Origin of the sequence: Propionispira arboris (genome assembly GCF_900109225.1) — a bacterium.
Lineage (GTDB): Bacteria > Bacillota > Negativicutes > Selenomonadales > Selenomonadaceae > Propionispira > Propionispira arboris.
Window position 1 is genome coordinate 1 of the sequence record NZ_FNZK01000006.1, and the last position, 20,764, is coordinate 20,764.

The 20,764-nt window shown below is 40.3% G+C and carries 16 protein-coding genes and 1 other annotated feature; of the genes, 1 reads left to right on the top strand and 15 read right to left on the bottom strand.

The window, feature by feature from the left end; genetic code table 11:
* The 15 genes from BMY14_RS21015 to BMY14_RS07285 all read right to left on the bottom strand — a co-directional run.
* On the bottom strand, positions 1–135 hold a 135-nt coding region (locus tag BMY14_RS21015; RefSeq protein ID WP_177177511.1), incomplete at its 3' end, for a VOC family protein.
* Positions 136–191: 56 nt separating this feature from the next.
* Positions 192–1,130, bottom strand: coding sequence for a methylmalonyl Co-A mutase-associated GTPase MeaB (gene meaB, locus BMY14_RS07220; protein ID WP_091830525.1), 939 nt, complete (start codon positions 1,128–1,130; stop codon positions 192–194).
* A 59-nt stretch (positions 1,131–1,189) separates the two neighbouring features.
* A complete protein-coding gene (locus BMY14_RS07225) occupies positions 1,190–1,582 on the bottom strand; it encodes a cobalamin B12-binding domain-containing protein (RefSeq protein WP_091830529.1) in 393 nt (130 codons plus the stop codon).
* A gap of 30 nt (positions 1,583–1,612) precedes the next feature.
* Positions 1,613–3,259 (bottom strand): acyl-CoA mutase large subunit family protein, encoded by a 1,647-nt coding sequence (locus BMY14_RS07230; protein ID WP_091830531.1) that lies wholly within the window; start codon positions 3,257–3,259, stop codon positions 1,613–1,615.
* A gap of 17 nt (positions 3,260–3,276) precedes the next feature.
* Entirely contained in the window at positions 3,277–4,782 is a 1,506-nt protein-coding gene (scpC, locus tag BMY14_RS07235; protein ID WP_091830533.1) for a succinyl-CoA:acetate CoA-transferase ScpC, read from the bottom strand.
* 344 nt (positions 4,783–5,126) lie between these two features.
* Positions 5,127–5,756, bottom strand: a complete 630-nt coding sequence (locus BMY14_RS07240; RefSeq protein WP_019554489.1) for a redox-sensing transcriptional repressor Rex — start codon at positions 5,754–5,756, stop codon at positions 5,127–5,129.
* 132 nt (positions 5,757–5,888) lie between these two features.
* Positions 5,889–7,115, bottom strand: coding sequence for an O-antigen ligase family protein (locus tag BMY14_RS07245; RefSeq protein WP_091830535.1), 1,227 nt, complete (start codon positions 7,113–7,115; stop codon positions 5,889–5,891).
* Positions 7,116–7,214: 99 nt separating this feature from the next.
* Positions 7,215–8,507, bottom strand: coding sequence for a bifunctional folylpolyglutamate synthase/dihydrofolate synthase (locus BMY14_RS07250; RefSeq protein ID WP_091830778.1), 1,293 nt, complete (start codon positions 8,505–8,507; stop codon positions 7,215–7,217).
* A gap of 13 nt (positions 8,508–8,520) precedes the next feature.
* Positions 8,521–11,175: a valine--tRNA ligase gene (locus BMY14_RS07255; protein ID WP_091830537.1), complete on the bottom strand. Its 2,655-nt coding sequence runs from the start codon at positions 11,173–11,175 to the stop codon at positions 8,521–8,523.
* 51 nt (positions 11,176–11,226) lie between these two features.
* Positions 11,227–11,452 (bottom strand) — a binding site (T-box leader).
* A 172-nt stretch (positions 11,453–11,624) separates the two neighbouring features.
* On the bottom strand, positions 11,625–12,974 hold the full coding sequence (glmM, locus tag BMY14_RS07260) for a phosphoglucosamine mutase (RefSeq protein ID WP_091830539.1): 1,350 nt from the start codon (positions 12,972–12,974) through the stop codon (positions 11,625–11,627).
* A 72-nt stretch (positions 12,975–13,046) separates the two neighbouring features.
* A complete protein-coding gene (locus BMY14_RS07265; protein ID WP_091830540.1) occupies positions 13,047–14,651 on the bottom strand; it encodes an NAD(P)/FAD-dependent oxidoreductase in 1,605 nt (534 codons plus the stop codon).
* 22 nt (positions 14,652–14,673) lie between these two features.
* A complete protein-coding gene (locus tag BMY14_RS07270; RefSeq protein WP_091830541.1) occupies positions 14,674–15,594 on the bottom strand; it encodes a CdaR family protein in 921 nt (306 codons plus the stop codon).
* On the bottom strand, positions 15,591–16,412 hold the full coding sequence (gene cdaA / locus BMY14_RS07275) for a diadenylate cyclase CdaA (RefSeq protein ID WP_019554482.1): 822 nt from the start codon (positions 16,410–16,412) through the stop codon (positions 15,591–15,593). Before cdaA ends, BMY14_RS07270 begins: the two co-directional genes overlap by 4 nt.
* 223 nt (positions 16,413–16,635) lie before the next feature.
* Positions 16,636–17,709: a branched-chain amino acid aminotransferase gene (locus BMY14_RS07280; RefSeq protein WP_091830543.1), complete on the bottom strand. Its 1,074-nt coding sequence runs from the start codon at positions 17,707–17,709 to the stop codon at positions 16,636–16,638.
* Between the two features lie 216 nt (positions 17,710–17,925).
* Positions 17,926–19,002, bottom strand: a complete 1,077-nt coding sequence (locus tag BMY14_RS07285; RefSeq protein WP_091830545.1) for a protein-tyrosine phosphatase family protein — start codon at positions 19,000–19,002, stop codon at positions 17,926–17,928.
* A 364-nt stretch (positions 19,003–19,366) separates the two neighbouring features.
* On the opposite strand from BMY14_RS07285, the gene BMY14_RS07290 reads away from it, so the two are divergent.
* Positions 19,367–20,695, top strand: a complete 1,329-nt coding sequence (locus BMY14_RS07290) for an L-cysteine desulfidase family protein (protein ID WP_091830546.1) — start codon at positions 19,367–19,369, stop codon at positions 20,693–20,695.
* The last annotated feature ends 69 nt before the right edge of the window (positions 20,696–20,764 follow it).

Consider the following 20,764-nt stretch of genomic DNA (forward strand, 5'->3'; position numbering starts at 1 on the left):
AACTTTTACTTTTTGTTCTTCAACAATTTCTTCGCCTGTTGCTTTAAGTCCAAGAATATCTGTATAGAATTTTTTTGCTTCTGCCAGATCAGCAACAGCAATACCAATATGGTCTACTCTGTCAACATTAAACATTTATAAAGATCCTCCTCAAAAACTAACAATTTCAAGTGGCCGATACAAAGCCGCCTTTATTTTAGCATACCTTTTAATAGATCATTTACGACACTATATGGGTCAATTCTCCGGTCTTCTACATCTTTTACATACTGGTCAAACTGCCCGGATGCCGTAATATGATTTGTAATATACGTGCCGATTCCATTTTTCAGGATATCCAGCATTTCATTTTTCGTGCGTTCTGTACGTCTCGTAGTCAACTGCCCTGTCGTTTTCAAATGCGCGTAATGCTCTTCAATTGTTATGATGAGTTCCTTCACACCTTGTCCCTGATTGGCCACAACTTGTTTGATTGGTGGTCGCCAATCTTTCGTCATGCCGCCAAGGTCAAGCATCATATTGAGTTCAACATTCAGCCGGTCCGCACCTTCATGATCGGCTTTGTTGATGGCAAATACATCACCAATTTCTAAGATCCCAGCTTTTATGGCTTGTATATCATCACCAAGACCAGGTACCAGTACAACCATGGTTGTATCGGCTGCTTTGACAATGTCTACCTCTGACTGACCTACACCTACGGTTTCAATAAAGATAATATCTTTACCAAATGCATCCATTGCTTTCACTGCATCTGCCGTTTTGCGTGATAAGCCGCCGAGACTGCCTCGCGTTCCCATACTGCGAATGAATACACCTTCATCTAATGTAAGATCATTCATCCGAATGCGATCGCCTAAAATTGCGCCGCCCGAAAATGGGCTTGTCGGGTCAATTGCTATGATGCCTACGGTTTTACCCATTAAACGATATTCTCTGGCGAGTTTATCTGTCAATGTGCTTTTACCTGCACCGGGTGGTCCCGTTATTCCAAATACAAAAGCGTTTCCTGTATGCGGATACAACTTTTTCATGATGTCTACTGCATCGTCGTGCTCATTTTCGATTGCGGTAATGGCACGCGACAAAGCAAGTTTTGAACCATTTAGTAATTCTTGTGCTATATCCATGTTGCACCACCTTCGGCGATACGGGCACTCCGAAGAGCACCCATCACCTCATATGACAATTATTTTACGTTTTCTTTAATGAAATCTATGATTGTTCCCGTTGTTGCTCCTGGTGTAAATACTTCCGCAATTCCTGCTGCTTTAAGAGCCGGAATATCACTTTCAGGAATAACACCGCCGCCAACAACCAGCACATCATCCATCCCTTTTCCTTTAAGTAAATTTACAACTTTAGGGAAAATATGCGCATGTGCGCCCGATAAGATACTCATTGCTACTACGTTTACGTCTTCTTGCAGTGCTGCTTCAGCAATCTGTTCCGGGGTCTGACGAAGACCTGTATATATTACTTCGAAACCTGCGTCACGAAGTGCACGTGCTACCACTTTTGCTCCACGATCATGACCATCAAGGCCCGGTTTTGCTACTAATACTCTAATACGTTTTTCCATCGTATTTGTCCCTCCAACTCTTACTATTAATTACAGATTCACATGGGCAACATATTCACCGAACACGCTGCGCATTACTCCACAAATTTCACCAAGTGTTGCATAGGTCTTAACAGCTGTTAAGATATGCGGCATAAGATTTTCTTCTTCATCTTTACATGCTTTTTCAAGGGCTATAAGTGCTTCTTTTACCGCTGCATTGTCGCGTTTTGCTCTAAGTTCAGCCAAATGTTTTTTCTGTTTTACGCCAACAGAAGCATCGACGCGAAGTAAACCTTCAACTGGTTTTTCTTCAACTTGGAATTTGTTTACGCCAACAATTGTTTTCGCACCGGATTCAACATCCATCTGCCATTGATAGGCACTGTCTTGGATTTCTTTTTGGATATATCCTTGTTCAATTGCCGAAACAGCTCCGCCGATTTCGTCAATTTTTTTGATGTAATCCCATGCTTCGGCTTCGATTTTGTTTGTCAAAGCTTCTACATAGTAAGAGCCGGCAAGTGGATCAATTACGTCAGCCAGTCCGCTTTCACACGCAACAATCTGCTGTGTACGAAGTGCAACCATTACGGAATCTTCCGTAGGAAGTGCTAAGGCTTCATCACGTGAATTTGTATGAAGGGATTGTGTGCCCCCCATTACAGCTGCTGCTGTCTGCAGAGCAACACGAACAATGTTATTGTTTGGTTGTTGTGCTGTCAGCATCGAACCGGCTGTTTGTGTATGAACACGCAGCATCCAGGATTTAGGGTTTTTAGCTTTAAAACGTTCTTTCATTACTTTTGCCCATACACGACGGGATGCTCTAAATTTCGCAACTTCTTCGAGCACATTGTTATGCGCATTCCAGAAGAACGAAAGACGTCCAGCAAATGCATCTACATCAAGGCCTGCTTTAATAGCAGCTTCGCAGTATGCAATACCATCGGCAATTGTAAAGGCGATTTCCTGTGATGCGGTTGAACCAGCTTCACGAATATGATAACCAGAAATGGAAATTGTATTCCATTTTGGTACATTTTTTGAACAATAAGCAAAGATATTTGTAATCAAACGCATGGATGGTCTTGGTGGGAAAATATACGTTCCACGAGCTGAATATTCTTTTAAAATATCATTTTGAATGGTTCCTTTTAGTTGATCTGCACTCACACCCTGTTTTTCACCAACGGCTATGTACATGGCAAGTAGTACCGATGCCGGGGCATTGATTGTCATGGAAGTCGAAACTTTGCCAAGATCAATTTTATCAAACAGAAGTTCCATATCTGCTAACGAATCAATAGCAACCCCTACTTTACCAACTTCACCTTCCGAGATATCATCATCGGAGTCATAACCGATCTGCGTTGGTAAGTCAAATGCACAGGAAAGACCTGTAGCACCGGATTCAATCAAATAGCGATACCGTTTGTTGGATTCTTCGGCCGTGGAAAACCCTGCATACATACGCATCGTCCAGAAACGACCGCGATACATCGTCGGCTGTACGCCACGAGTGAAAGGATATACCCCTGGGAATCCGATTTCATCGGCATAATCTGTATTTTGAATATCAAGCGGTGTATAAATACGTTGTTTTGGAATATTAGCCCGTTCCGGGAATTTCGCGATTGCTTTTTCTACTTTGGCTTCATAGGCAGCCAAGTCAGCTTTTACTTTATCATTACTCATAATTTTTGCCTCCTACCTTATTGCTTCATTGTACCTGTTTCTACAAATCTTTCATGCCATGATAATGCTTCCTTCAGCAAGTGAGGAGTATGGGCATGTTTTGTGGCCTTATCAGCTCTTTCAAAATAGTCCATAAGCATTGGTTTATAATCTGGATGTGCACAATTTTCGATGATAACACGGGCACGTTCTCTCGGACTCAACCCGCGCAAATCAGCAAGTCCCTGTTCCGTAACAATGATATCTACATCATGTTCTGTATGGTCGATATGTGAGCACATTGGAACGATCGAAGAAATAAGACCATCTTTTGCCGTTGATGCTGTGAAGAAACATGTTAAATATGCATTACGAGCAAAATCTCCTGAACCGCCGATACCATTCATCATTTTTGTACCCATAATATGGGTTGAATTTACATTACCATAAATATCGCATTCAATTGCTGTATTCATCGCAATAATCCCGATACGACGTGCTACTTCCGGACTATTCGCAATTTCTTGTGGACGAAGCAGTAATTTTTTACGATATTTTTTTATATTATTATAAAAACGGTCTAAACCTGTTGGTGATGGTGATAAAGAGGTGCCCGATGCGAAGCTCAGCTTGCCAGCATCAATCAAATCAAACATACCATCTTGAATAACTTCCGTATACACTGAAAGATCGGTGAAATCTGAATCAACAAATCCACTGATTACTGCATTGGCAACATTACCAACACCAGATTGTATTGGGAGTAAATTTGCAGGCAAACGGCCTTCTTTTACTTCTTTATGGAAAAGATCAATAATGTACTGTGATATTTTATGTGAATTTTCATCAATTTCACCAAATGGACGAACATCATCCTTTATATCACATGCTACTATGTATTTAATTTTATCCAAACCGCATGGAATATATGGTGTGCCGATATGATCATTTGGTTTTACAACAGGAATCGGTAAACGGTGTGGTGGATCAAGTGGAACATATACATCATGCATACCTTCCAGTTCAATTGGCTGTGATGTATTAACTTCAACAATGACTACATCCGCAGTCTGAACATAAGAAGCTGCATTCCCCATCGAAGTTGTAGGGATTATATTGCCATCTTCCGTAATCGCACAAGCTTCAACAATTGCTACATCAATTTTTCCACCCATATAGCCATAACGTGCCAGTTGTGCGGATTCGCTTAAATGCAAATCACAGTATTGTACTTCACCATTATTGATTTGAGCGCGCAAATCTTTATTGGTCTGATATGGCATACGTCTTTTGATACCATGGACTTTTGCCAAAGCACCATCTAGTTCTTTACCAACAGATGCGCCCGTCCATAAATTGATTTGAAATGGTTCTTTTTCCATTCGTTTAGCCAATGCTAAAGGAACTGCTTTTGGATACCCTGCTGGGGTAAATCCACTTGTACCAACGTTCATATTAGGCTTAATGAAAGCAGCAGCTTCTTCGGCACTAACGATCTTCGCATGCAATGCGGTATTTCGCACACGATCGAGAATATCAATCATTGATAAAATCCTCCCTCGGTAGGTCAAAAATATTGGCCTGTAATCTTTTCACTAACACAATATATTATACATAATCCGAGATAAAACACATCAATTAATCATAAATAAATTATAAATCATTCGTAGATATTTATAATTAAAGATTATAATAACAACATGTATTAGTTATATCCCATTGACAAGCATACCACTACAAAGAAATGCCGTCAAGATAGACACTACGTATTCTTGACGGCATTTTTTATTTTTATTTTCTGCATTTGTGAAATTTTGTTCAAGCTTTATTTGTTTTTCCTAGGTTTACGCTAATTTTTCAGAAAAATCAGTTGGCAAAATTTTTATGATTATTTTCTCGTAATATGGTAAGACAGACTGCTAAGCCCCACAGATAAATCTTCATTTACAATATGCATGAAATCTGGAACTTTCATTTTGATTGGAGCAAAATTCCAAATTCCGCGTACACCGGCGGCAACAAGTTTATCCGCTACCCCTTGAGCAAAAGCCGCCGGAACAGCAATAATACCAATATGAATGTTTCTCTCTTTTATAATCTCGTCTAAATTCATAATGTCTTCAACCTTCACATGGTTGACCGTCGATCCGATTACGCCGGGATCTTGATCAAAAAGTGCCACAAGGTTAAACCCCAAAGTGACAAAGTTTTGATAATTTGCCAAAGCTGCACCCAAATGCCCAATACCAATCACTGCAATATTCCAATGATTATCCAGTCCCAGAATCTCACCAACATTGCGTTTCAATTCGTTCACATAATAGCCTACGCCTTTTTTACCAAATTGTCCAAACGATGCTAGATCTTTGCGGATCTGCTCTGGTGTGATACCTAAACGCCGACCTAACTCATCCGATGAAATGATGTCTATTCCTTCATCTTGTGCTAAACGAAGTGTACGAAAATATAAGGGTAAGCGATCAATTGTCGCTTTCGATATTACAATTTGTCCCTTCAAACCAAGTCCTCCTCAAACGACTATCCTCAGATAAACGCGATATACATACATAAATAGTATTATTCGTAATCAAACTGTAAAATCCTTTAACGTTTTGGTAACAAACATTCAGATTGCTGCCAATCAAAATATTCAATCCAGCGATTGTCGAGTAATGAGCACAATCAGCGCACACAAAAACCAAAACAGCATTGATGATTCAATATTAAACAAAACATAATCCGTAAAACCATTTAGTAAAATAGACACAATCGCCAAGCCACACCCCAGCAATAGTCCATTTAAAAACTTTGATTCTCTTAGATGTGTATTCGAAAGTGCCAAACTCATATGGCCAAGCATACAAACCATAAAACTCATAAAACCAGCAAGACCTATCTCTGCTGCAAAATTCAAATATAAGTTATGGGCATGAACGATTCGAACTGCCGGATTATTAATATAAAAATCATATTCCGGATACACCATCCAATACGAACCCCAGCCAATCCCTAAAAGCGGATGATCCAAAATCATTGCCATCGTACTTTCCCAAAGAGCAAATCTCATTTCAGATGAAGTGTCTACTTTCGTAAAAACGGATAAAAGCCGCTCAGACAAAGCAGTATCAAATGCCAAAAGCATAATGGTTAATACGATAAAACCAGCTAGTATTTTTCGATTCTGCAAAATCCCATACCCAGCAATCACCAGGGCTAGTGTCAAGCAAGCCCCGCGTGCATAGGTCAAGCCAAGGCAAATACCAAGCAAGCAAAAAAATGCTGTTAAAATCCCACGTTGTTTTTTATCTGCCAACTTACAAAACAGACCAAACACAATCGACATGATCACAACAAGATAGCCTGCTAAGATATTGGGATTTTCCCACGTTGAAAAGACTCTCGTTTTAAGTTCTGGAAAAGCCTCCCCATCCACCCATTTCATACTGCTGATATCAATTCCATGTATCGATTGATAAAACCCATAGCCAACAACAAAAGCAGCGGATAAACCAAGTGCATAGACAATCTGTTTTATTTGCTGCATCTTAACTATATTCTGAACCACGAGCAAATAGGTAAAAACATAACGGCCAATAAGATGGTAGTAATTATAAAAGCTAAAAGCCGGGTCTGGTGAAACAAACACGGACAATCCTGAAATAACAACAAAAGTAACAATCGCTATATCATACGGCGTCCTTTTGAATGTTTTTCCTTTGGTGATATATAGTTTAATAAACCAAAAAAAACTTCCTATGATAAGCGAAACTGTCGCCAAATCCGGAAATAACGCCAAAAAAAATGCCAATGCCAAAATCGCATAAAAAATCAAACGGTCTAAATCACCTAATAATCGCTCTTGTTTCAATGTACTCACGATCTCACCTTTTATTATTTATTTTATCACTAAGACAAAAAGGAAATCAACCAACAACAAAATTTCTGTCAAAATGGAAGATTCCCTTTCCCCTAAAAACTATTGTTCTGTTAACAGCAATTGACGGGCTTCACCAATCAAATACAAAGATCCCGCTATACATAATAAACGATTGCTTCCAGCAAGTTCCTGCGCTCGTGCCAAAGCTTCCGGAATATCAATATAGGCTTCTACATGCTGCGATTTGATTTTTTTCGCAATATAATCCGGCATTGCAGCCCTGTCCGAACTTGGCTCTGTAACAACCACCGTATCAATTGGTCGAATTAATGTCTCAATCATGCCGTCCACATCTTTATCCTTTAAAATTCCCAATAAAATAACACGTTCCTGAGCCGGAAAATAGGAATCTAAATTACTCCGTAGAACCTTCATACCTGCCAAATTATGAGCTCCGTCAACGAGAATCTTCTGATTGTTTTGATTCATGATCTCAAAACGCCCCGCCCAAGTAGCTAAATCCAGTGCATGACCAATTCCTTCCATAGTTACACGGCTATCTTGATTATGAATTAACAGTGCTGTCATAATCGCCAAAGAGCTATTTTCAATTTGATGCTTTCCTAAAACCCGTAAAAAATATTCTTCTGATGCCCCTAGTAAGCGAGATGAAAAGGCTAATTTTTGTTTGTGCCCATCAAACGCTATAAAAGCAGCTGAAAAATCTTCACCAGCCACAAAAATATCAGAATTTTTAGCATGAGCTGTTTCACGAATAATCTGCAATGTTTCGCCATCAGCTGCCGTTACTACAGGCACACCTTCTTTAATAATGCCAGCTTTATGTGCAGCAATTCCCGCAAGCGTACCGCCACAACGATCGGCATGTTCAAAGGTAACATTGGTAATAACAGATACCTCGGGAACAATGACATTCGTTGAGTCAAGCAGCCCGCCCAACCCGACTTCAATGACAGCATATTCTACCTTCATAGTAGCAAAATACAAAAATGCGCCAGCCGTCAAAACTTCAAACTGCGTTGGGCTTTCATTGCCATCTGCAACCATCTGGTCAGCACATAACTTTACCTGGCTGATACAATTCGCAAAATCCGCTTCACGAATCTGGTGACCATCAATTTGCATTCGCTCCGTATAAGATACAAGATGCGGGGATGTATACATCCCCGTCTTGATCTTCGCCTGCGTCAAAATACCGGCAAGCATATTCGTTGTTGATCCTTTACCATTGGTCCCCGTAACGTGAATCGTTTTATAACGATTCTGCGGCTGATCCATTCGTTTTAGTAAACTTGTAATTCGTTCCAAACCCAATTTTATACCAAATGTATTCAAACTGTCTAAATACAGTAATGTTTCCTGATAATTCATATTTTCAAGTCCTTTACAACGTAGCAAGATAAACTAAGCGCTCCTGGACAGCTGACCGTTTTTCTTCAAAACCTTTTTGTTTTTCCCGTTCCTTTTCCACGAGTTCTGCCGGTGCTTTGCCAATAAAACCAACATTCGATAATTTACCTGTCACACGTTTGATTTCATTGTCCAACAGATCCAGTTCTTTATTAAGACGTGCTGTTTCTTTTTCCACATCGATCAAACCCTTAAGCGGCAAATAAATTTCCACACCATTTACAACGGCAGTCATAGCATTTTCTGGTTTTCCCTCTGCCAGTGATTCCAATGTAATAGGCTGTGCGGATGCAAGTACTGTTAAATAACCCTGATTTGACGCAAAAACAGTTTGAAGCGTTTCACTGGCAAAATGAAGCACCACTGCACTTTTTTTACTTGGAACAGCTTTCACTTCCGCACGCATATTCCGAATCGACTTGATTGTTTCCATAATCGCTGTCATATTCGTTTCTGCTGCATCGTCAATTTTACTCATTTCATCGGCTGGCCAAGGAGAAACCATAACACTTTCTCCTTCATGCGGAATATGCTGCCAAATTTCTTCGGTAATAAACGGCATAAACGGATGCAAAAGGCGCAAAGTATGTTCTAATACATAACCAAGCACGTACTGCGCTGTCTGGCGAGCCCTAACAGCTTCGGTATCGTAAAGACGTGCTTTCGATAATTCTATATACCAATCGCAAAATTCATTCCAGATAAATTCATAAATCGTACGTCCAGCTTCACCAAGTTCAAATTTCTCCAGATTATTCGTAACTTCTTGTACAGTTTTAGCATAACGACTCAAAATCCATTGATCAGCCAATGTATAATCTGACTTTTCCGGTACAAAACTCTTATCAAATCCTTCTAAATTCATCAACATAAAGCGAGAAGCATTCCATAACTTATTGGCAAAATTCCGCGCTGATTCAACACGTTCCCAGTAAAAGCGCATATCATTACCTGGCGTATTGCCTGTAATGAGCATAAAGCGCAATGTATCCGCTCCATATTTGTCGATTACTTCAACCGGATCAATACCATTCCCCAACGATTTACTCATTTTTCGCCCCTGCGAATCACGTACCAGCCCATGAATAAAAACATGTTTAAATGGAATATCCTTGCCAAATTCCAGCCCCATCATAACCATGCGTGCTACCCAGAAGAAAATAATATCGTATCCCGTAACTAAAACACTCGTAGGATAAAACTGCTTGAGTTCAGGGGTCTTATCCGGCCAGCCCATTGTTTCGAAAGGCCATAATCCGGAACTAAACCAAGTATCAAGAACATCTTCATCCTGATGAAGATGCGTACTGCCGCATTTTGGACAAGTTGTCAGATCTTCACCTACAACGCTTGTCTGACCACAATCATCACAATACCAAGCTGGAATACGATGTCCCCACCAAAGTTGACGTGAAATACACCAGTCACGGATATTTTCCAGCCAATTCGTATAAATTTTCGTAAAGCGTTCCGGTACGAACTGAATATCTCCACTTTTTACTGCTTCAATGGCCGGTTTCGCCAGAGATTCCATCTTCACGAACCACTGTTTTGAAACAAGCGGTTCTACCGTAGTATGGCAGCGTGAACAATGTCCGACTGCATGTTCATGGTCTTCAATTTTAATCAAAAACCCCTGTTCTTTTAAATCAGCAATCAGTTGTTTGCGGCATTCATATCGGTCCATTCCAGCATACTTGCCCGTATTGCTTGCCATTGTAGCATCATTATTCAGCACAACAATCTGTTCCAAGCCATGACGCTGACCCATATCAAAATCATTCGGATCATGTGCTGGCGTAACCTTTACAGCTCCGGTACCAAAATCTGGATCTACATATTCATCCGCAAAAACAGGAATTTTTCTGCCGACAAGCGGTAAAATTAAAGTTTTTCCAATTAGATGTTTATAACGATCATCCTCGGGATGTACAGCCACCCCAGTATCACCAAACATAGTTTCCGGACGCGTTGTTGCAATCTGAACATACTCAGCTGTATCTTCGACCTGATAGCGCAAATGATAGAAATGACCAGCTTCGGTTTCATGATCTACTTCAATATCACTGAGAGCGGTACTACAGCGAGGACACCAATTCGTAATGCGAGTTCCCTGATAAATCAATCCTTTATTATAAAGGCTGACAAATACTTCACGAACGGCTTTTGAGCAACCTTCATCCATTGTAAAACGTTCCCGTTCCCAATCACACGAAGAACCCAAACTTCGCAGCTGCATCGTAATATGACTGCCAAATTGATTTTTCCAATCCCAAACGCGTTCCAAAAATTTGTCGCGCCCCAGATCATGACGACTTTTCCCTTCTTTACGAAGTGCCTCTTCCACCTTAGCCTGCGTTGCAATACCAGCATGATCACACCCCGGCATCCAAAGTGTATTATACCCCTGCATCCGACGCCAGCGAATCAAGATATCCTGCAACGTATTATCCAAAGCATGCCCCATATGAAGCTGCCCCGTCACATTTGGTGGGGGAATAACGATGCTGTAAGGTTTTTTATCGGCTTCTACCTCCGCATGAAATAAGTTCTTTTCTTCCCAATATTTATACCATTTTTTTTCAAATGATTGTGGATCATAAACTTTTGGTATGTTACTTTCTTCCATAAAAAGAATCCTCCCTAAAATAAAATACAAATAAAAAAATCCCTTTCATCCGCAAAGGACGAAAGAGACTACTCTCGTGGTACCACCTAAGTTTTTTTATAAAGCAAAGCCTCATAAAACTCCAATGCCATAACGCTGCATCTGCGGCTGCATCTACTTAAGTTCAATGCAGCAACTCCAAAGCTACTTTCCATATTCTAAACAGAGAAATCTTTCAGCCAGGGATTTCATCTCTAAACTGCCACCAAACATGTACTCTCTTCTTCATTGCCTGTAATCGGATATCTTACGTTTTTCACATCACTGCGAAAAAACTATAACTATTGAAAATATACTATCACATTTTAGATTCGATTGCAAATAAAAGAATGACCGTTGAATAGAACCAAAAAGCCCCTGTTTCTACAGATACTTTTTGGTTCTATTCGAACGACTCATTTACTTTTTCGTTAGCCTTGTTCTTCTTTCACAATCCCCGCGATACGATGACAAATCACATCTAGCTGCTCTTGATCAGCACCTTCTGCCATCACACGAATCAAAGATTCCGTACCGGATGGACGAACTAATATACGGCCGCTTTCCCCAAGCTCATCATTCCCGGAAGCAATCGCTTTACAAATAGCGCCATTTTCTTCCCATCCATCTTTTGTCGCCACACGAACATTTACCAATAGCTGCGGGTAACTTGTCATCAGTTCAGAAAGTTCCGATGCTTTTTTACCACTGCGTTTAATCGAGCAAAGCACCTGTATGCCGGTAATCAAACCATCACCCGTTGTACTAAACTCGCTGAATATGATGTGACCTGATTGTTCACCGCCCAGATTATATCCATGTTCCAGCATATTTTCCAGTACATAACGATCCCCAACTTTAGTCACTTCAACATGTCCACCCGCTGCTTTGATAGCCTGATGAAAACCAATATTTGCCATAACCGTTGATACAACTGTATTGTCTTTAAGACGTCCATTTTTCATCATTTCCAGTGCGCACATAACTAAAATGCGATCACCATCGATAATATTACCTTTTTCATCAACGCATAAGCAACGATCCGCGTCACCATCATGGGCAATCCCAAAATCAGCTTTATGTTCAAGTACTGCTTTTTGCAAAGTATCCAAATGCATCGATCCGCAGCCTGCATTGATATTGACTCCATTTGGTTTTGCATTCGTTACAATGACATTCGCTCCAAGACGTTTAAGTACCGTTGGCATCGATTCATAGGCTGCGCCATTTGCACAGTCTAAAACTACTTTTAAGCCGTTAAAGCTATCATCAGCCGTACCTGTAACAAAATTAATATAATCCTGCACTAAGTCATGCCGATATTCAACAGTACCAATTTTATCACCAGTTGGTCTAAACAGATGTTTGCCAGCTTCAATTTCATGTACATGTTCTTCCAGTTTATCTTCCACTTCATCTGGCAGTTTATAACCATTCCCGCCAAAAAACTTAATTCCATTATCCTGAAACGGATTATGCGAAGCCGAAATTACAATGCCAGCCTGTGCTTTTAATTTTTTTGTTAAATAGGCAATTGCCGGTGTCGGAATAACCCCCACTATAAGTGCTTTCCCACCAGCTGAACAGATTCCTGCCGCAAGTGCCGATTCAAACATCTGCCCTGAAATACGCGTATCACGACCAATTAAAATCACTGGCTGATGCGGCGTATCCTCACCAAAAAGTATCGTAGCAGATCTGCCTAATCGATAAGCAAGTTCCGGCGTAAGATCAATATTCGCCTCACCGCGCACCCCATCTGTTCCAAAAAGTCTAGCCATGAATCATTCTCCCTTCATCTCTTCCCAAGACCTATAAATTTTTTATTTTCTACAATCCAAAATAATCTTCGTTTAGGCTTTGTAAATTCGCATAAACGCAAAAGCTGCATTCATACCATCAATCGCAGCACTCATGATGCCGCCAGCATAGCCTGCACCTTCGCCCATCGGATATAACCCACCCGTATTGATGGATACAAAATTATCACGATTTCGAATAATTCGACACGGTGCAGATGAACGTGTTTCTATTCCCGTCATCACAGCGCCCGGATCATCAAACCCTTTTATTTTACTGCCAAAATAAGGCAGTGCATTCTGCAATGTATCAGTAACGAACCCTGGCAGACATTCCCTTAAATCAACAGGTTTTATCCCAGGCCTGTATGTAGGTCTTGTCAAAAAATCCATTGATCCCTTTGTACCTTTAAGAAAATCTCCTACCGTTTGTACTGGTGCTTTATAATCGCTGCCTGCACACAAAAAAGCAAGTTTTTCATACTTACGTTGAAACGTTATACCATCTAAAACATGCGTGCCAAAATCATCCGGCGTAACTGTAACCAGCAAAGCACTGTTGGCAATACCTGAAGCACGCTGATAATTGCTCATGCCATTCGTCACAACCTGATTTTCTTCCGATGTCGCAGCTACGACCTGACCACCAGGACACATGCAAAAAGAATAAGCTCCACGGCCCGTCTGTTTATCTTGAAATGTTACGGCATACTCGGCTGCTGCAAGTCTTGGGCTTTTTGAATCATTCCCATACTGAGCCTGATCAATTGTTGTCTGCGGATGTTCAATACGAACCCCAATTGCAAAAGCTTTCGCCTCCATGGCGACCTGTTTATCATGAAGCATGGTATACGTATCTCTGGCACTATGACCAATTCCCATTAAAGCTGCATTGCAAAAAATCTTTTCTTCATGATTTACAATGACATATTTTAACTGTTCAGCCTCGATACCAAGATCCGTTACCAGCGATTCAAACTTCACCGTACCACCTAACGCAATGATTTCCTGACGAATATTTTTCACAATGGTCTTTAGTAAATCCGTGCCAATATGTGGTTTTTGTAAATAAAGAATTTCTTCCGGTGCTCCGGCATCAACAAACATTTTTAATACATCCATCATTTTACGATCATTAATGCGTGTCGTCAACTTACCATCTGAAAAGGTGCCTGCACCGCCTTCGCCAAACTGCACATTTGAACTTTCATTCAATTCACCACTTTGCCAAAAATGTTGAATATCCCGACTTCGGCTGTCAACATCACGACCTCGTTCCAAAACTAAAGGTCGGTAGCCGTGTCTGGCAAGTGTCAAGGCCGCAAACATACCAGCCGGTCCAAAACCAATGACCAGCGGCCTGCAGTCAAGCATTTGGCTCCCATATTCTACTGACTCACCTGCCGGATGTTTGGCAGTCTCTACATTTTTGTCCCCACGCAATCTCGCCAAAACTTTCTTTTCTGGCGCGGACACTTTTACATCGACTATATAGACAAAACAAATCGGTGCGTTTTTATAACGTCTCGCATCAACAGCCTTACGAACAATTACCACCTCAAGCACAGCTTGGGGTGGTAATTGTAACCGTTTTGCTGCAAGGTCCATCAATGGAGATTCATCGTCAAAAGGTACATGAAAATTTATAATACGTAACACGTATCGTACCCTCCTTATTCCATTACTTTTTTTCTGCAACATCAATAGTAACAGTTATTGTATCATTTGTCACTGTAATTCCTGCCGGCAAAACCAGTTTTACATCTTTTTTGACTGGTTTTATGATATCCGCTAAAGATATTTTTTCCGTTTCAATAAAATTAATCGGATCAATTAGCTTTTGATCACCAGTAATCTCAATCTTGGTCGGATCAAATTTCATTCCATTTACAACATAATTAGCTGGTAAATCCGAACCAAGAACAGGCTTAACGCCAACCATTTTTTTAGCCACTCCTTTTACAATAGCAACCACTACATCAACAGACTGCGGCATAATCTTTACACTTTCAACTTCCTTGCCATCGGCATTAACAGCAGTCAATGGAACTGTAACCGAAAAATCACTCCGATTCCCTGCCACATTCACATTTGCAATAACACGCGTGACTGTATCAATAAAGCTGCTTGGTCCCTCAATGGTAACACTCTGCACTGATGGCAGAACCTTCCCAACTGTCGTACCTGTCTCAGGTGCTCCCGCAACAGCCAGTTCAACTGGAATTTGCTTTTGTATGATTTTATCAATTGCAAAAGCAATGGTCTCCGGCGATGTTTCTAAGAGTTCAAACCCCGGTGGCAATACCGACTGGATCTTCACCGCATGTCTGCCTTCCGTGATACCTTTTAAGTCAACATATGCTTTTAGATCCGAAGCAGAAGTTGTTGCAAACAAGGAACGTGCTCCACGGACTTTCAAGGTCACAGTATCCACATTGCGGCTGATTTTATAGCCATCCGGTGCATTTACTATATCTACCGGAATCGAAAAGCTGCTATCCATAGATGGATTTTGATCACTCATAACAAAAAACCATAAAACAATAGCAACAAGCAAAGCAATAATTTTTGCTGGTAAATTCTTTTGAACAAGATTTATCATTTTCCATGCCTCCAGTTCGCAAAAGCGCCTTTAAGCGTGGTTGGCTGCGGTGCAAATAGCGGCTGCAGGCTTTGCTTTAATTTTTCAGAATCCAAATGACGATAGATTTTCCCATTTTGAGCAATGGATATTGTTCCCGTTTCTTCACTTACAATCACGACAATAGCATCACACTGCTCTGATAAACCAATTGCAGCTCGATGCCTTGTTCCAAGTTCTTTGCTGAGTGTCCGATCTTCCGTTAGTGGCAGCAAACAACCCGCTGCTACCATCCGCTTACCGCGAATAATCGCTGCACCATCATGTAGTGGTGTATTGGGAATAAAAACATTCATCAAAAATTCTGAAGTGACAAGACCATCAATTTGTATACCCGTCGCACAAAAGTCATTTAAGCCCGTCTCTTGTTCCAAAACAATCAGCGCCCCTATTTTATTTTGTGCCAACACCATAACGGCCCGATCCAATTCATTAACCAAAGAACGTGCTTCCTCCACATTGAGCAGTACAGACCTGCCAAAGAGCTTCCCCTGACCGAGATGCTCCAGCGTCCGGCGAAGTTCAGGCTGAAACACGATTGGCAACGCCACAAACAATAAAGTTACTGTTTTTTGCAACAACCAATAAATTACATGCAGACCTAGCCAATTACTGACCATAGTCAACCCCAATACAACAAGCAATCCCTTGACGAGCGTAATGGCCCTGGTATCTTGAAGCATGACATATAGCTTATAGAGAATAAATGCTACTATCAGGATATCGACTAAATCAAGGAGACTAATGGTTGATAATAATCCTTTTAATTGTAACGACATATACAAAACTCCTCAATTTATCTTTCTTACAACTTTACTACACCTCTTTTTTCTATTCTCTTTTCAAATATCAAAATCCTTTGTTATCAGCTGATATTTTTAAAAAGTTGCACCCGAAAAAAAAATCCACAATTATTTGCAATTTCCATAGGATAAAAGTCGTATTTTATTTGTTTTTTTCAAAAAAAAGCCTCTCGCAATGATCGAGAGACTTTTGGGGAAATTATATTTTGGTTACTCCTTCAATAAATCCTTGTGTATCTTTTATAAGTCCACTTTGCAATCCCGTTATATGATCGAACATTTTTTGGGAAAACGAACCAATTTTACCTTCATTGATAATCATATCCTGTCCTTTATAACTAAGCAGTCCGACTGGTGAGATAACCGCTGCTGTACCAGAGCCAAAAACTTCATCAAGCTCGCCATTTTTATAAGCTTCACAAACTTCATCAATCGTAATACGTCGTTCGGAAACTGGTATGCCCCACTCTTTAGCTACAGCAAGTACCGTTTTTCTCGTGATCCCACCTAAAATACTCCCGCAAAGCGACGGTGTAACGATCTCTCCCTTAATTTTAAATAATATATTCATGGACCCGACTTCTTCAATATATTTACGTTCTACGCCATCAAGCCATAATGTCTGATCATACCCTTTTTCATGCGCCACAAGCCCTGCATGCAGACTGGCTGCATAATTTGCTGGTGTCTTAGCCTCACCAAGCCCCCCCGGTACTGCACGTACATAATGATCTTCAACCATAATCTTGACTGGTGCAAAACCATGTGCATAATAAGCGGCTACTGGCGAAAGGATAATCAATAACTTATATGTATCACTGACACTGACACCAAGATAAGGATCCGTTGCAAATATAAATGGTCTGATATAAAGGCTCTGACCAATCTTAGCTGGTACCCATTCTTTTTCAATTTCAATCAATTTTTTTAATCCCTGATGAACCGTATTGATATCAACATTTGGAATATCTAAAAGCCGTGCTGAATTATTTAAACGATTCAAATGATCCAACGTGCGGAAAATAACGATTTTGCCATCTTGCTGCCGGAATGCTTTCATACCTTCAAAAATAGCCTGCCCATAATGAAGTGTTGTATTAGCCGGACTTACGGAAATATCATGATATGGTACAATCTTAGGATCATGCCATCCGTCTTCGCGATTATAATTCATTTCAAACATATAATCGGAAAAATGTGTTCCAAAACCGATGCTGGATACATCTGGTTTTTCCTTAAAAGTTTTTGTTGCTTCAAATTTAATTTCAGCCATTGATATACATCCCCTTACGATATTTGACAAAGTGTATATATTTCTCTCCCGGAAATACAATGTATACATTATATTCCGCAACCTATACAATAGTCAAGAAAAATATCATTTTTTTCGTGTTTTAATATGAATATTTTACATTCAGTATTTTCAGAAAGTACATTTTTCCTTTCATGATGTATTTATTTGTATAAATGCTCCAGCAGCAAGAAACGATCATACTGTTTTTTTCTCACGGCGAAGCCATTCCGACCAGCTTATATCTAGTTTTGGATTTTCGCGAACATACTGATAAAACAAAGGTATCATTTCTGTACGTTCTTGTCCAAAGCTCTGCTTCCAGCTAGTTATTGCTGTATCAGTCACCGGTGCAGCTGAATGAGTCATTTTGTTTGATTCATTCATTGCCATGATATCAATGCCGCCAATAACATACTGACGAGCCGCAATGTCAGCAAGAGAAACATTTTTGCCATTTTTTAAAATATCATAAAGAACCATATATGTGGTGGTTCGACCTTCTCCAGCCATACAATGAAAATGCAGCCACACATCATTTGGCAGAGTCTTATAAAAAGCGATGAAACGATCAATATTTTCCGGGCTTGTCCAAATATGATCCGTCGAAGTAATTCTAAAATAGTTCGCACCATATTCTGCCGCAACTTCCGCTTCCGTTTTTGTTTCCAGTGGTGTAAAAGTAATCGCCGCATCTTCCGCCTTATGTTTTGATTTATCTAAAGGATACACATTTGTATCCACAGCTAGTGCGTCTTGCAAAAGAACCGATTCCGCCTTGATAATATCCTCTGTTTTTTTACCAATATTTCCCCAATTACGTTTACCATACCAGCTCACAGCTGTACCATCCAAATATCCATGCGTTTCCTGACGCAGATCGACAATATAAATCGGAACATCTGTTTTTGTCCTTATGGTTTCCAGCAACCCCTCCATACCCGACTCTGACATTTGACCGCTACCAGATATTTTCAATTTATCCATCCCCGTACTATCCGGCAGAATACCATTTACTTTTCCTACTGTATCCAGGCTCGTACGAAAATTCTTTGGCAGATCTTCATTATCTTCTGCATCAAGGCGCCAAAATTCCCCTGCATAATGCTGTCGATCTGCTTCTGGCATATTTTCTACTGCCCAGGTTGTTGTCGGTTCACTGGCCGTCGTTTTTACAGTAACATCTCCTCCAGCAAGCGATGTTGCTGTATAACCTAGCAAAAAAATTGCCAGCACAGCAAGAAAAGCTACTATCCGTTTATGGAAATCAATCATAAATTCACCTCATTTAAATTTCATTATATATAATGCATTAAAGAAATTACATCTAGCCTATCAGTCTGCCAAACATGGGATATAGAACATTTAATGCAACTTAATATAGACTCAATTTTATTATAAGCCGTTTTTATTTGATTACAATGAAATTTTTCCATAATTTTCTTTTCTGTTAGATTTATATTGCAATTTAGAATATGAAATTATATGATTACTAGACATATATAATACCTTAAAGAAATTACATCTCATAGATAAAAAATAAACAGTATAAAAAATTGAATTAGACCTCTTAAAGATTTAACCCCTTTAAGCTTTTTTCTTACATATGAATGTCGATAAATTCACAGGAGGTATGACAATGATGCATCGAAAATCGATCAACCATAATTTGAAATGGAGCGAATTGATTAAAGTCATCAAAAAAGAAGTCGTTCCCGCACTCGGCTGTACGGAACCAATCTCACTGGCATTAGCTGCAGCGACAGCGGCCAAAACCCTAGGCTTGCCTGTAGAAAAAATCCAAGCAAAGGTATCAGCCAATCTCATGAAAAACGGTATGGGCGTAACCGTTCCCGGCACAGAAACTACAGGTTTATTGATTGCCGCAGCCGTAGGAGCTATCGGTGGTGATCCGGAAGGGCAGCTTGAAGTTTTAAAGACACTCACAGAAAAACAAATTGCCGATGCAAAATGTATGGTCAAAGAACATCGTGTCGAACTTTCAATCGCTGATGTCCCCAATATCCTCTTCGCACAAGCTCAGGTATTTCATGGTAAGCAATGGGCAAGAGTAACAATTGCTGACACGCATACCAATATCATTAAAATCGAAAAAAATGATCTGACTTTATTTGAAGCTTCTACTGAGCAAGATGATACAGTCGAACCCATTGTGTATTCCTTATCTGACCTGCAAATGGAGGATATTTTTGAATTTGCCACAGAAGTTCCCATTGAACAAATTGATTTTATTCACGATGCGGCTAATCTCAATATCTCATTATCAGCTGAAGGGATGCGCGGAACCTATGGTCTGCATATCGGTGCGACCATGAATCGTCAAATTGAAACAGGACTCCTGCCCGACGGTCTTTTGACTCAACTCCTCATGCGGACAACGGCTGCTTCCGATGCTCGGATGGGCGGAGCCAACCTCCCGGCGATGACAAATTCCGGTTCAGGGAATCAGGGAATAACGGCTACCATGCCTGTAGTTGTGGTGGCTGAATATCTAAAGGTAGATCGTGAAACATTGATTCGAGCCCTTATTTTATCACATATGACCGCGATCTATATTCATGATAAGCTGCCAAAATTATCAGCTTTATGTGCTGTCACAACCGCCGCGATGGGTGCTGCCGCCGGCATGGCCTGGCTTTTAAAACGCGATATCATCTACGTGAACATGGCAATTTCAAATATGATCGGAGATGTAGCTGGTATGATCTGTGATGGTGCGTCAAACAGCTGTGCGATGAAAGTATCCACATCTGCTGCCTCAGCCTACAAAGCAGTCCTGATGGCGCTTGATGAAACACGAGTAAGCGGTAATGAAGGAATCGTCGATGAAAATGTCGATCAATCCATTAAAAACCTTGGTCAATTAGCCTGCCAGGGCATGACCCAAACCGATGCTGAAATTCTACAAATCATGCTCAATAAAGCCATCCAAAAAAAGCTTGACTAAACATGTATTTTTACTATTTATTTTTTTAAAGAAATGTATTATGATGCTATATAATGAATTAAAAATCCA